Below are 13484 nucleotides of genomic sequence, written 5' to 3'. Positions count from 1 at the left end.
CTTCATGCAGCTGTGACTTAGACAACAAGGTTTCGTAATAAGAAACCGGCCAAGGCCTCCCACATCGGGCGGCAGACCCATCTGCCTTTACATGTAAGGGGCTTCGATCCTTCTTGTCGGGGATGCGCCCGGTCCGAAAGGAGGAGATGACGGCCTCCCGGGGTCACCGCCGGGCAGGAGGAGACGGCCTGAATGTGCCCCTAGCGTCAGAACCGAGACGCAGGCGCCGTGTTCGCGTCCGGGAAAAGGGGGCAGCTGTCATGGAGAACGCAGCGAGAGGACCGCGCGGTCTCGCCGCGCGGGCAGGCGGCTGGAGCGCCCGGCACCGATGGGCCGCGGTGGGGATCTGGGTGGTGTTCGTCCTGGTCGCCATGGTGGCCGGCTCGGCCGCCGGCACGGTGGAACTGAAGGACAGCGACCAGTTGAAGGGGGAGACCACTCAGGCATCGAAGATCACCGAGGACGCCGGGGTCGACGAGCCCGCCAGCGAGTCCGTACTCCTCCAGGCGAGGAACGGCTCACTCAAGGCCACCGACGCCGAGTTCCGGTCGGCCGTCGACGCGGTGATGAAGGCGGTCAACGCCACCGGTGAAGTCACCGGCGTCACCTCGCCGTACACCACCCGGAGCATTTCGAAGGACGGGCGCAGCGCGCTCGTCCAGTTCGATGTGCGCGGCGAGGCAGAGACGGCCGGCGAGCGGATCGAGCCGGTGCTCAAGGCCGTTGCCGACGTGCAGGACAAGCATCAGGAGCTGCGGATCGAGGAGATCGGCGGCGCCAGTATGAACAAGACGTTCGACGACGCCTTCGGTGACGACTTCAAGCAGGCCGAACTCTCCGCCGTGCCGGTAGCGCTCGGCATTCTGCTGATCGCCTTCGGCGCGCTGGTGGCGGCTCTGCTGCCCGTCGCGCTCGCCATCACCGCCATCATGGCGACGATGGGTCTGATGGGTGTCGTCAGCCATGTCATGCCGATGAGCGAGACGGCGAACTCGGTGATGCTGCTGGTCGGTCTCGCGGTCGGCGTCGACTACTGCCTCTTCTATCTGCGCCGTGAGCGCGAGGAACGGGCGGCGGGGCGCGACGCCCACACCGCGATGCAGATCGCCGCGGCGACCAGCGGCCGGGCCGTCATCGTCTCCGGTGTGACGGTGTGCGTGGCCATGGCTGGCATGCTGTTCACGGGCATCGGGGAGTTCGAGTCCATGGGCCTCGCGTCACTGATCGTGGTGGCCGTGGCGATGGCCGGCTCGGTGACCGTCCTCCCCGCACTGCTGTCGCTGCTCGGCGAGCGGGTGGAGAAGGGGCGCATCCCGTTCCTCAACCGGGCCAAGCGCGGCACGAACGGCGAGAGCCGGCTGTGGACCGCGGTCCTCGGCGGAGTGCTCAAGCGGCCGATGGTCTCCCTCGTGGTCGCCGCGGGCGCACTGGTGGCGATCGCCCTGCCCGCGATCGGGATGAAGACCCAGAACCTCACGCTGGACCAGGAGTTCGGCGACTCGGTGCCGATCGTGGCGACGTACGAACGGGTCAACGAGGCCTTCCCCGGCGGCGCCGACCCGGCCGAGGTCGTCATCAAGGCCGACGACATCAACGCGGCGCCCGTGAAGTCGGCCATCGCCGACTTCCGTGCACAAGCGGTGAGTTCGGGCGCGTCCAGGGGCCCGGTCGAGGTCGTCACGCACGACGCCGAGAACATCGCCTTCATCTACGTCCCGCTGGTCGGCGGTTCCGACCAGGAGAAGGCGGAGAAGAGCCTGGGCATCCTGCGCGAGGAGGTCCGGCCCGCGACGCTCGGCGCGGTCGACGGCGTCCAGGCGCCGATCAGCGGCCAGGTCGCCGGCTCGAAGGACTTCAACGACCAGCTCACGGGGTCCGTCGCACCGGTCTTCGCCTTCGTGGTGGTGTTCGCCTTCATCCTGATGCTGCTGTCGTTCCGGTCGCTGACGATCGCGGTCACCTCGATCGCGCTCAACCTGCTGTCGGTGGGCGCGGCGTACGGAATCCTGACCGCGGTCTTCCAGCACGGCTGGGGCGCGTCACTGGTGGGCGCCGAGGGCGTGGGCGCGATCATCTCCTGGCTGCCGCTGTTCCTCTTCGTGATCCTGTTCGGGCTCTCGATGGACTACCACGTGTTCGTGGTGTCACGGATCCGCGAGGCGAAGATGCAGGGCCGCGACACCCGCGACGCGATCACGCACGGCGTGGTCACGACCGCGGGAGTGGTGACGAGCGCGGCGGTCATCATGGTGGCGGTGTTCGCCATCTTCGGAACGCTGTCGATGCAGTCGATGAAGCAGATGGGTGTGGGCCTGGCCGCCGCGGTGCTGATCGACGCGACGATCATCCGCGGAGTGCTGCTGCCGGCGGTGATGGCGCTGCTGGGTGAGAAGAACTGGTACTTCCCGACGTGGCTGCGGTGGCTGCCGGACATGACGCACGACGAGCCGGTGATTCCGGTGGAGGCGGGAGCGGGGGTGCGGGGTCATGACGACGACGGTCGCGGCGCGCCGGTAGCCGTGTAGGAGCCCTTCGTTCGGGGCGAACTCGGATGCGCAGCACCGGACCAAGGTGCCCGAACGCGGGGGGCGCGGCCCCGAACCGGGGGCACGGCCCCGAACCGGGGGCACGGCCCCGAACCGGGGGCACGGCCCCGAACCGAGGGCGCGGCCCCGAACCGGGGGCGCGGCTCCGAATCCGAGCGCGGGCACAACCGGCAAGGCCCTCGGTGCACAGCCTCTGACGCACGGCCCCTGTGACAAGGGCCCCCGACCCCGCCTCCTCGATCGCCGGACGGGCTTCTCCCCGAAGCCCGTCCGGCGATCGCCTCATGTCCGCGGCAGCCCGGCCTCGCGTCGCACCCGCGGCAGCTCGGCCTCGATCAGGTCCGCCGCGCGCGGTGTGCCACCCTCCCCCGCCATCCCCGCCCCGATCTCCGTGAGCCGACGGGCCACTTCCGGGTCGGAGGTCAAGGACAGCACCGCCTCCCGCAGGTCCTTTGCCGTCGCGGTCGTCGAGTCCAGACGGCGCGCCACCCCCAGACCCACCAGCATGTCCGCGTTGCCGAACTGGTCGACCGCCTGCGGCACCGCGACCATCGGGGTGGCCGTCGCCAGTCCCTCCTGGCTGCCGCCCGCGCCCGCGTGCGTGATGAACGCGTCCGCCTCGCGCAGCACCGCCAGTTGCGGCACCCACGAGCGCACCTCGATGTTCGGCGGTACGTCCCCGAGCTCCGACTCCTCGACGTAGCGGCCGATCTGGAGCACCACGTGCCAGCCCGGCAGTCCTCCGAACGCCTTCACGCACTCGCGGTAGAACGCCGGGACCTTGGTGAAGGCCGAGCCCAGCGAGACGAGCAGCACCTTCTCCGCGCCGCCCGGCCGCTGCCACTCCCCCTGGTCCTTGCGCTCGCCCTGGCATGCGCCGACGAAGGTGTGGACGGACTCGTCGACCCGGTCGGCGTTCGGCTGAAGTGCCCTGGGGATCAGGACGAGCGACCGCGCCGGGCGACCGACGAAGGCGTCCGGGTCACGGTCGGCGAGCCCGTTCTCCGCGAGCCACCCGCCAAAGCGCGCGTAGTACGCCCGGCCGCGCTCGGACGCCTTGAGCTCCGCGAACATCGGCTCGGCCACCTCTTCCTCGTATCCCTCCCAGGCGACGAGGTTCGGGGAGAGCGAGACGGCGGGCACGCCCCAGCGGTGGGCGAGGATGCGCGCCGGATAGGAGGTGATGTCGTGGATCACGAGGTCCGGCTCGTCGCCCTCGAAGGCCGCCGCCAGCTGCGGCAGCACCTGGATCGCGTCGTGGAGGAAGGGCTCGATGTTGTCGATGAGTTCGGTTCCCCACGCCTCCGGTTCCTCCTCCGTGGGCAGGGTCGAGGTGTAGACGACCGGCGTCGCTCCCGTCGCGGCGACACGGTCGGCGTACGAGGCGGGGATCGCGTAGCTCACGCGATGGCCGCGTGCGACGAGTTCCCGGACGACCTCGATGCTCGGGTTCACATGCCCGGGGGCGGCGATGGAGAACATGGCGATATGGGCATGCTGTCGCTCGGTCATGGGATCAACCGTAAACGAGACGAGACGTCTCGTGCAACCAGAAAGCCCCGGCCGGCGTCAGCGCTGGTAGCGCGCGAGCACCAGATTGCCGTCCTTCACCAGCCGCTTCTCCAGCTCCTTCCGGTCGATGGCACCGCTGTAGTACTCCTGAAGCGCGGGCGTCGCCACCTTGTCCTTCCACTCCGGATAGCCGCGGACCGACTGCGCCGGGGCGGACCGCAGACTCCGCGCGAGCTCCGCGCCGGTGGCCCAGCCGTCCTTCGGGGTGTGCAGTGCCGGGTCCGCGAGCGCCCGGGTGCCGGTCGGCAGCATCCAGTCCCCCTTCGCGAGCCGCACCATGTTCGGCGGCCGGAGCATGAAATCGATGAACGCGGCCGCCTCCTTCTTATAGGGACTGTCCTGCGCGACCGACAGGGTCTGCGGACTGACGCCCTGGGCGTTCCCCTCGTCACCGGCGGGGGCCGGCAGCACCGTCCACGCGAAACCCTTCGGCGCCTGCTGCACGACCTGCTGCCGGAACGAGAAGCCCAGCGGGACCATCGCGTACTTACCGCCGAAGAGGCCGGGAAGCGTGTCGGAGCCGCTCATGCCGAGCGTGGTCCGCGAGGCGCTCCGGTCGGTGTTGACCTGGTCGTGGACCGTCCCGGGCATCACCCCGTCGGCGTCCGTGAACCGGACGGTGACCTTGCCGTCGTCGCCCCGGTGGAAGAGCCGGCCGCCCGCCGACAGCCCGAGGTTGAGCGTGACGGACACCGGCTCCTTGAGCGGCCAGGCGACGCCGTACCTCCCCTTGCCCATCGCGGCCGTCAGCGTCCTGGTGACCTCACGGAACTCCGCCCAGCTCCACGGATGCGCGGCCGTCGGGACCCTGACCCCGGAGGCGTCGAGGATCTTCTTGTTGGCGATCAGGACCCGCGGTTCCTGGAGGAAGGGGACGCCGTAGGTCTTCCCGTCGAAGGTGGCCGTCTCCCAGCTCTGCCGGGGGATGTCGTCCTTCAGCCGCTGAGGCAGGAGGCCGGTCAGGTCGGCGAGATAGCCGCCGTACGCGAAGTCGGCGAGGTCGTCGGACGCGTCGTGGATGATGTCCGGCGCCTCACCGCCCTCGAACGAGGTCAGCAACTGGTCGTGGACGCTGTCCCAGCTGCCCTGGACATAGTCGACCTGCACGCCGGGATGGGTCCTGTTCCACTCCGCGACGAGCTCCTTGTTCGCGTCGACGGACTCCTTCTGCCAGGCGAGGGACTGGAACCGCAGCCTCACGGTCCCGTCCGTCCGCCCGTCGTCGCCGTCCGAGCAGCCGGTGAGCAGCAGGGCCAGCACCGTGGCCGCGGCGGCCAGCGTCCGCGCCCGCATCAGGACTTCACCGCCCCGGCCAGCATGCCGCCGGTGATCCGCTTCTGGATGACCGCGAAGATGACGAGCGAGGGAAGCGTGGCGAGGAACGCGGCGGCGGCGAGCGGTCCGAGATCGGCGGCCCCCTCCGCGCCGAGGAAGTGCGTCAGGACGACCGGCAAGGTCTGCTTCTCCGGGGTCTTGAGCAGGACGAGCGCGAAGAAGAACTCGTTCCATGCGGTGATGAACGCGAACAGTGCCGTGGCGACGATGCCCGGCGCGAGGAGTGGCGCGGTGACCGACACGAGCGTGCGCAGCCTGCCCGCGCCGTCGACGGCCGCGGCCTCCTCCAGCTCGCGCGGCACGGCCCGTACGTATCCGACGAGCATCCAGAGCGCGAACGGCAGCGCCCACACGACGTACACCATGATCAGCCCGGCGAGGGTGTTGATCAGATGCAGGTTCTTGAGGATCAGGAACAGCGGAATGATCACCAGGACGAACGGGAACGCCTGGCTGACCACCACCCACCCGGTGGCGGCGGTGGAGAGCTTGGTGCGGTTGCGGGCCATGACGTACGCTATCGGCGTCGCGATCAGCACCGCGATCAGGGAGGCGGACACCGCGGCGATCAGGCTGTTCCCGGCTGCCTGGAGCAGGGGCTGTTCGTCGAAGGCCTGACGGAAGTTGTCGAGCGTCGGGTTCTCGGGGATCCAGGTGGGGTGCAGCGAGCCCAGTTCCCGCGGCGGCTTGAAGGCCGTGGAGATCAGCCAGAGGAAGGGGAAGGCGAGAAAGACGAGGTAGCACGCCAGCGCGGCGTACTGTCCTGCGCGGCCGGCCCTGCCGGTACGGAGCGTGCTCACTCGTCCCCTCCCTTGAGTCGTCCCACGAGATAGAGGGCGAGCATCACCGAGATGACCGCGACCATCACACAGCCCATGGCGGCGGCGTAGCCGAACTGTCCGTAGCGGAAGGCCTCTTCGTAGGCGAAGAGCATGGGGAGGCGGGTGCGTCCGCCGGGCCCGCCGTTGGTGAGCACGTACACCAGCGCGAACGAGTTGAAGTTCCAGATGAAATTGAGCGCGGTGATCGCGAGGGCGATGGGCTTCAGCGCCGGCCAGGTGACCGTACGGAACCGGCGCCAGGCGCCCGCGCCGTCGAGGGCGGCGGCCTCATGCAGTTCGTGCGGTGTGTTCTGCAGTCCGGCGAGCAGGGCCACGGTGGTCTGCGGCATGCCCGCCCAGATGCCGACGACGATCACGGCGGGCAGGGCGGTGGCGAGCCCCGTCAGCCAGTCGCGTCCGTCGCCGAGCCCCAGATCGCGGATCGTCTCGTTGAGGATGCCCGCGTCGGGGTTGTAGACGAGCCGCCACATGATGCCGACGACCACCTCGGGCATCGCCCAGGGAATGATCGCGAGGGCGCGGGCGAGCCAGCGCAGCCGGAGCTGCTGGTTCAGCAGCAGCGCGAGGCCGAGCGCCAGCACGAACTGCGGCACCGTCACGCCGACCGCCCACAGCAGGCCGATTCTGAAGGAGTCCCAGAACAGCGTGTCGTGGAGCAGGTCCTGGAAGTTGAGGGTGCCGGTCCACTCCGTCGGCTCGGTGCGTCCGGCCTGGGAGTCCGTGAACGCCAGCGAAATGCCGTAGAGCAGCGGCCCCACGCTGAGCACCAGAATGGGGATCAGCGCGGGGAGGACCAGGAACCAGGCTCCATGGTCCGTCCTGCGCGCAGACCGCTGCGCTGCGGTCGCCGATGTCACGGAATCGACTCCTTCGGGCGGCTGGTCCTGCTGGTCCGGCCGCCCTGGCGGCCCCCGTCATGGTGCTGACGGCCCGTCGCTTCGTCAACCCCACCTGCACGGATGCGAGACTTTGGCGGATTCGTCAGGCCGTGGGAGCAAGAGCGGGAGTGGTGCCGAATGGACGAGACGAGGGCACGCGAGGTGCTGAGGGCCGCCGGGCTGCCCGCCGACGCGGCACTGCTGGCGCTCGGCGAGAACGCGGTCTTCTCGGCGGACGACCTGGTCGTGAAGGTCGGCCGGAGCGTCGGCGACGAGACCCTTCAGGCGCGGGCGGAACGCGAACTGGCCATCGGTGTCTGGCTCGCGGACGCGGGGGTGCCCGCGGTTCGGCCCGCGGAGCCGCAGGCACGGCGGGTCGAGGGGCACCCGGTGACGCTCTGGCACCGCCTCCCCGACGCGGTACGCCCGGCCGACGCGACGGACCTCGCCGGTCTGCTGCGTCAGGTGCACGCGCTGCCCGAGCCGGACTTCACGCTGCCGCGGCGGGAGCTGCTGGGCGGGGTCGAGCGGTGGTTGCACCTGGCCGGGGATGCGATCGACCCGGCGGACGCGGCCTATCTGCGGGAGCGGCGCGACGGTTTCGCGGCGGCGTCGGCCGCGCTCACCCCGCACCTGCCGCCCGGGCCGATCCACGGGGACGCACTGCCCCGCAACGTCCATGTCGGCCCGGACGGCCCGGTATTGGTGGACCTGGAGACATTCTCCGGCGACTTCCGAGAGCACGACCTGGTGGTGATGGCCCTGTCCAGGGACCGGTACGGCCTGGGGTGGGAGGCGTACGAGTCCTTCACCGAGGCGTACGGGTGGGATGTGCGGGAGTGGGAGGGGTGCGAGGTGCTGCGGGGCGCGCGGGAGACGGCGAGCTGTGCGTGGGTGGCGCAGCACGCGCCGACGAACGAGGCGGCGCGACTGGAGTTCGGCCGCAGGGTGGAGTCCCTGCGGACGGCCACGCCGGACGTCCGCTGGTACCCCTTCTGACCGCCTGTTTTCCGACCCGGGCGTCCCGCACGCTCTCGGCCCGCATGACCCGCGTCCTGCGACCCTCTGCCGTCAGGCCTGGAGCACGGCCTGGATGTCGAGGTCGATCTTGATCTTGTCGCCCACGACCGTGCCGCCGCCTTCGAGGGGCATGTCGAAGGAGATGCCGAACTCCTTGCGGCTGATCTCGGTCGTGGCGGCGAACCCGGCACGGGTGCCCAGAGGGCTGTCGACCTGGACACCGTTGAACTCGACGTCGAGCTCCACCGGACGGGTGGTGCCCTTGATCGTGAGGTCACCGGTGACCGTGTAGTCCGTGCCGGAGCCCCGCACGCCGGTCGTCACGAAGGTCATGACCGGAAAGCGGTCGCTCTCGAAGAAGTTGGTGCTGCGGAGGTCGTTGTCGCGGTCCTCGTTGCGGGTGTCGATCGAGGACATGTCGATCTCCACGCGTGCGGAGGAGAGCAGCGGGTCCTCGGCGATGATGATCTCGCCGGAGAATCTCTCGAAGCTGCCGCGGACCTTGGACACCATCAGGTGACGTACCGAGAAGCCCACCGAGGAGTGGACGGGGTCGATGGTCCACGTGGCGGGGGTGAGGTCCGGGATCTGCTGTGGAGCGGTCATGCGAAGCGCCTCCGAATGTCGTTCGAACCGTCGACAACGGTCTCGTGGGATGCGTAACCCGGTCGGAGGTCACGAAACGGCCCGTCCGGGCGAGGCACCGCCGACCCCCTGTCGTGGCGCGTGCACGGTCCCCGGCCCGGCCCCGGATGGCCCCCGGACAACGCCCTTCGTCACCGGACGCGAGGACGTCAGGATCCCGTCGGTGCCACTTCCCGCAGGGGCCAGGACGCGTCCACCCTCGCGTCCGCGCTCCCCTTGCGCCGCAGGAAGGCCTCGAAGTCCGTCGCCCACTCCGCGTACCACTCGATCTGACGCTCATGCAGCTGCTCCGGCGTCAGCGACGCCACCGGCACATGACGCTGAGCCAGTGCGCACGCCACCCGCACGGCCGCCAGTGCGTCGGACGTCGCGTCGTGGGCCGTGTCCAGCAGCACGCCGTACTCCCCGCACACCGCCTCCAGATTCCGCTTGCCCTTGCGGTAGCGGTCGACGGCGCGGTCGATGGTGTACGGGTCGATCACCGGGCCGATGGGCCGGCCGTCCAGCCGGTCGCTCAGCGGCGCCAGCCCGTGCCGCCGCAACTCCGCCGTCAGCAGCGTCAGATCGAACGCGGCGTTGTACGCGACCACCGGCACGCCCCGCGCCCAGTACCCGCACAGCGTCGAGGCGATCTCCTCGGCCACCTCGCGGGCCGGACGTCCTTCCGACGTCGCCCGCTCGCTGCTGATGCCGTGGATCGCCGAGGCCTGCGCGGGGATGAGGATGCCCGGGTCCGCGAGCCACACCCGCCGGTCCACCGGCTCCCCCGCCCGCACCTCGACGACCGCGGCCGTCACGATCCGGGCCTCCAGCGGCTCCGTGCCCGTCGTCTCCAGGTCGAAGCCGACCAGCGGTTCCCCGTGCCAAGCCATCGTGGCCCTCCTCCGTACTGCGTGATGCTGTCCCCCGTGCGTTGCTCACCCTCCCACGCGGCACTGACAACCCAGGAAGCCGACCGCCGCACACGGACCGTTCAGGAGACGGGCCGTGAGTCCGCCCAGACCGACTCGAATTCCTCGCGGTAGGTCTGGAACAGACCGTTCTCGGTGTCGTTCCCGGCGCGGACCACGGCCCGGCCCCCGCCGCGCAGCACCAGGACGGGCGCCTCCATGCCGCGTGCCTTGCGCAGATAGGACTGGATGACGGCGAGCCCGTCGGCGCCGTCGCCGTCGACGAGGTAGGCGGTGAAGCGCGGGGTCTCGTCGAAGACGTGGATCTCGAAGGCCCCCGGGTCGCGCAGCCGGGAGCGCACCCGGCGCATATGGAGGATGTTCATCTCCACCGTGCGGCTCAATTCGCCCTTTCTGATGCCCAGTTCCCTCTCGCGCCGTTTGACCGCGCTGCTGGCCGGGTTCAGGAAGAGGAGGCGGATGCGGCAGCCCGACTCGGCGAGGCGGACCAGCCGGCGGCCGGAGAAGTTCTGGACGAGGAGGTTCAGGCCTATGCCGATGGCGTCGAGCCGGCGCGCGCCGCCGAACAGGTCCTCGGCCGGCAGCTGGCGCTGGAGCCGAACCCGGTCGGGGTGGACGGAGACGACGTCCGCGTACCGGTCGCCGACGAGCTCCTCGACCGCGTCGACCGGGAGCCGGTCGGCGGAGGGGACCCCGGCGCCGCTGCCGAGTATCTCCAGCAGTCGCGCCGAGGCGCGCTCCGCCTGGGCGAGCACCGCCTCGTTCAGGGCGCGGTTACGGGAGACGACGTTGCGGGCCACCTCCAGCTCGTCCAGCGCGAGCTCGACATCGCGCCGGTCGTCGAAGTAGGGCTCGAAGCAGGGCCAGTGCTGGACCATCAGCTCGCGCAGCTGGGGCAGGGTGAGAAAGGACAGGACGTTGTCGTCGTTGGGGTCCAGGAGATAGCCCTTGCGGCGGGAGACCTCGCGTACGGCGACGGCCCGCTGCACCCACTCCTGCCCGGCGGGCCCGGCCGCGGCCACCACCCAGTCGTCGCCGTGCACCGGTTCGTAGATGGGGCGCAGCACAGCGGCCACCACGGCCCGCAGCCGCTGCTCCACCAGATTCAGCCAGATGTAGGCCCGTCCGGCCCGTTGCGCGCGCGTACGCACCTCGCTCCAGGCGTCCGCGCCCCAGTCCAGTTCCGCCCCGATCTCCATCGGCCTGGCGAGGGAGACCGCTCCTGGCGGGACCTCGGCGGAGTCCCCCTCGTGACCCGCGTCACCTGGGGGTAGCTCCAGCCCTCCCGAGCTCACCCGCGCACCGCCTTCCCGTCCCCCACCCAACGATCAAGGAAGACTACTCCGCATGCGGGACAAGGTGCAGCCGGATCGACGGGCGGCTTTCCCAACTCCCTTGATCCTCTTGGACGTTCCGCCTGGCGAGATCGGCCGGAGTGAGGGGTTTCATAGCGGTTGGGTACCCGGGCGACAGAAGGAACACGATGTTGACCGCGTCGTCCACTGCCATGGAGGCGTTCGGCGGCGATACTTTCGGGGAGGATCTGGGCCAAGTGCCCTCCAGCACCCGGATCAGAAGTGGAAGAGTCATATCTATGCAGGTCTGGCCGGGACAGGCGTATCCGCTCGGCGCCACGTACGACGGCGCCGGCACCAACTTCGCGGTGTACTCCGAAGCCGCACAGCGCATCGAGCTGTGCTTGCTGCACGACGACGGATCAGAAACGGCGGTGGAGCTGCGCGAGACGGACGCCTTCGTGCGGCACGCCTATCTGCCGGGTGTGATGCCGGGTCAGCGGTACGGCTTCCGGGTGCACGGCCCCTATGAACCGGAGCGGGGGCAGCGCTGCAACTCCGCCAAGCTTCTCCTCGATCCGTACGCGCGTGCGATAAGCGGAAGCATCGACTGGGGCGAATCGGTGTACGGCTACCACTTCGGCAAGCCGGACTCCCGCAACGACCTGGACTCCGCGCCGAACACCATGACGTCGGTCGTGGTCAATCCGTACTTCGACTGGGGCGACGACCGGTCCCCCCGGACGGACTATCACCGGACAGTGATCTACGAGGCCCATGTGAAGGGCCTGACCATGCTCCATCCGGAGCTGCCGCAGGAGCTGCGCGGCACCTATGCGGGGCTCGCGCACCCGGCGGTCATCTCGCATCTGACCGAGCTCGGGGTGACGACGCTCGAACTGATGCCGGTGCATCAGTTCGTCAACGACCACCGGCTGGTGGACGCCGGTCTCAACAACTACTGGGGCTACAACACCATCGGCTTCTTCGCCCCGCACAACGCCTACGCCTCCTGGGGCGACCGCGGTGAGCAGGTACTGGAGTTCAAGCAGGCGGTGCGGGCCCTGCACCAGGCCGGTATCGAGGTCATCCTCGACGTCGTCTACAACCACACGGCCGAGGGCAATCACCTCGGCCCCACGCTGTCCTTCCGGGGCCTCGACAACGCCTCGTACTACCGGCTCACCGACGACCGCCGCTACTACATGGACACCACGGGCACCGGGAACTCGCTGCTGATGCGCAGCCCCCATGTGCTCCAGTTGATCATGGACTCGCTGCGCTACTGGGTGACCGAGATGCACGTCGACGGGTTCCGCTTCGACCTGGCGGCCACCCTGGCCCGTCAGTTCCACGAGGTGGACCGGCTGTCGTCCTTCTTCGACCTGGTGCAGCAGGACCCGGTGGTCAGCCAGGTGAAGCTGATCGCCGAGCCGTGGGACGTGGGCGAGGGCGGCTACCAGGTGGGGAACTTCCCGCCGCTGTGGACCGAGTGGAACGGCAAGTACCGCGACACCGTGCGGGACCTGTGGCGGGGCGAGCCGCGCACGCTCGCCGAGTTCGCCTCCCGGCTGACCGGCTCGTCCGACCTCTACCAGGACGACGGGCGCCGGCCGCTCGCCTCGATCAACTTCACCACCTGCCACGACGGCTTCACCCTGCACGACCTCGTCGCGTACAACGACAAGCACAACGACGCCAACGGCGAGGGCAACCGCGACGGCGAGAGCCACAACCGGTCCTGGAACTGCGGCACCGAGGGCGACACCGACGACCCCGAGGTCGTGGAGCTGCGGGACCGTCAGATGCGCAACTTCATCGCGACGCTGATGCTCTCGCAGGGTGTGCCGATGCTCAGCCACGGCGACGAGTTCGCCCGCACCCAGGGCGGCAACAACAACGCCTACTGCCAGGACAACGAGGTGTCCTGGGTGCAGTGGCCCGAGCCGGGCTCGGACACGGACGGCACGCTGCTCGCCTTCACCCGGGCGATGGTGTGGCTGCGCCGCGACCACCCGGTGTTCCGCCGCCGGCGCTTCTTCCACGGCCGCCCGGTGGAGGGGACGCACGATGAGCTCTCCGACATCGCCTGGTTCACCCCCGAGGGCGAGGAAATGAAGCAGCGGGACTGGCAGGCGGCGCACGCCAAGGCGCTGTCCGTCTTCCTGAACGGGCACGCGATCTCCGAGCCCGGGCCCCGGGGCGAACGGATCGGGGACGACTCGTTCCTGCTGATGTTCAATGCCAGCGCGGAGGAGCTGGACTTCGCGGTGCCGGTGAACCACGGCCGGCAGTGGCAGGTCGTGGTGGACACCGCCCGCAAGGAGGGCGTCCCGCCGGGCGAGGGCCCGAAGGTGGCGGCCGGCGAGCGGGTGAAGCTGGTGGGCCGGAGCCTGACGGTGCTTCGCCGGCCGGCCTGAACCGCCGGCCCCGACGGGAC

The 13484-nt window shown here is 69.8% G+C and carries 9 protein-coding genes and 1 pseudogene; 3 read left to right on the top strand and 7 right to left on the bottom strand.

The annotated features are described in order from the left end of the window. The first annotated feature begins 260 nt into the window (after nucleotides 1-260). Entirely contained in the window at nucleotides 261-2525 is a 2265-nt protein-coding gene (locus tag ACQPWZ_RS28150) for an MMPL family transporter (RefSeq protein WP_433572691.1), read from the top strand. A gap of 303 nt (nucleotides 2526-2828) precedes the next feature. Here the strand turns inward: ACQPWZ_RS28150 and mgt are convergent. The 4 genes and pseudogenes from mgt to ACQPWZ_RS28130 all read right to left on the bottom strand — a co-directional run bounded on the left by mgt (nucleotide 2829) and on the right by ACQPWZ_RS28130 (nucleotide 7152). Beyond that, nucleotides 2829-4095, bottom strand: a pseudogene (mgt, locus tag ACQPWZ_RS28145) (macrolide-inactivating glycosyltransferase). Nucleotides 4096-4115: 20 nt separating this feature from the next. Continuing rightward, nucleotides 4116-5411 carry an ABC transporter substrate-binding protein gene (locus ACQPWZ_RS28140; RefSeq protein ID WP_356702267.1) on the bottom strand — a complete coding sequence of 432 codons (1296 nt, stop codon included), beginning with the start codon at nucleotides 5409-5411 and terminating at the stop codon, nucleotides 4116-4118. Continuing rightward, nucleotides 5411-6253 (bottom strand): carbohydrate ABC transporter permease, encoded by an 843-nt coding sequence (locus tag ACQPWZ_RS28135; protein WP_433572690.1) that lies wholly within the window; start codon nucleotides 6251-6253, stop codon nucleotides 5411-5413. The genes ACQPWZ_RS28140 and ACQPWZ_RS28135 overlap by 1 nt, the downstream gene beginning before the upstream one ends. After that, complete coding sequence (locus tag ACQPWZ_RS28130) at nucleotides 6250-7152, bottom strand: carbohydrate ABC transporter permease (protein WP_433572689.1); 903 nt, start codon at nucleotides 7150-7152, stop codon at nucleotides 6250-6252. Before ACQPWZ_RS28130 ends, ACQPWZ_RS28135 begins: the two co-directional genes overlap by 4 nt. A gap of 159 nt (nucleotides 7153-7311) precedes the next feature. On the opposite strand from ACQPWZ_RS28130, the gene ACQPWZ_RS28125 reads away from it, so the two are divergent. Beyond that, nucleotides 7312-8172 (top strand): phosphotransferase enzyme family protein, encoded by an 861-nt coding sequence (locus tag ACQPWZ_RS28125; protein ID WP_433572688.1) that lies wholly within the window; start codon nucleotides 7312-7314, stop codon nucleotides 8170-8172. 72 nt (nucleotides 8173-8244) lie between these two features. Here ACQPWZ_RS28125 and ACQPWZ_RS28120 read toward each other — a convergent pair whose 3' ends face one another. From ACQPWZ_RS28120 to ACQPWZ_RS28110, 3 genes are all read right to left on the bottom strand, one after another. Next, complete coding sequence (locus tag ACQPWZ_RS28120; protein WP_340476045.1) at nucleotides 8245-8799, bottom strand: YceI family protein; 555 nt, start codon at nucleotides 8797-8799, stop codon at nucleotides 8245-8247. 188 nt (nucleotides 8800-8987) lie between these two features. Next, on the bottom strand, nucleotides 8988-9710 hold the full coding sequence (locus ACQPWZ_RS28115; protein ID WP_340476044.1) for a 3'-5' exonuclease: 723 nt from the start codon (nucleotides 9708-9710) through the stop codon (nucleotides 8988-8990). A 101-nt stretch (nucleotides 9711-9811) separates the two neighbouring features. After that, nucleotides 9812-11044 carry an SAV2148 family HEPN domain-containing protein gene (locus tag ACQPWZ_RS28110; protein WP_433572687.1) on the bottom strand — a complete coding sequence of 411 codons (1233 nt, stop codon included), beginning with the start codon at nucleotides 11042-11044 and terminating at the stop codon, nucleotides 9812-9814. Nucleotides 11045-11343: 299 nt separating this feature from the next. Here ACQPWZ_RS28110 and glgX point away from each other — a divergent pair, with 299 nt between their 5' ends. Then, nucleotides 11344-13464: a glycogen debranching protein GlgX gene (glgX, locus tag ACQPWZ_RS28105; protein ID WP_340476042.1), complete on the top strand. Its 2121-nt coding sequence runs from the start codon at nucleotides 11344-11346 to the stop codon at nucleotides 13462-13464. Nucleotides 13465-13484: the final 20 nt, after the last annotated feature.

This window comes from Streptomyces sp. CA-251247, from assembly GCF_050952975.1.
Taxonomy (GTDB): domain Bacteria; phylum Actinomycetota; class Actinomycetes; order Streptomycetales; family Streptomycetaceae; genus Streptomyces; species Streptomyces achmelvichensis.
Note: the sequence above shows the minus strand (reverse complement) of the source record. Positions and strands in the feature narration are given on the sequence as shown.

Bases quoted from the DNA above. Each gene is read 5' to 3' on its own strand.
- ACQPWZ_RS28120 (WP_340476045.1), bottom strand. From the start codon at position 8,799: ATGACCGCTCCACAGCAGATCCCGGACCTCACCCCCGCCACGTGGACC.
- ACQPWZ_RS28115 (WP_340476044.1), bottom strand. From the start codon at position 9,710: ATGGCTTGGCACGGGGAACCGCTGGTCGGCTTCGACCTGGAGACGACG.
- ACQPWZ_RS28125 (WP_433572688.1), top strand. From the start codon at position 7,312: ATGGACGAGACGAGGGCACGCGAGGTGCTGAGGGCCGCCGGGCTGCCC.
- glgX (WP_340476042.1), top strand. From the start codon at position 11,344: ATGCAGGTCTGGCCGGGACAGGCGTATCCGCTCGGCGCCACGTACGAC.
- ACQPWZ_RS28150 (WP_433572691.1), top strand. From the start codon at position 261: ATGGAGAACGCAGCGAGAGGACCGCGCGGTCTCGCCGCGCGGGCAGGC.
- ACQPWZ_RS28140 (WP_356702267.1), bottom strand. From the start codon at position 5,411: ATGCGGGCGCGGACGCTGGCCGCCGCGGCCACGGTGCTGGCCCTGCTG.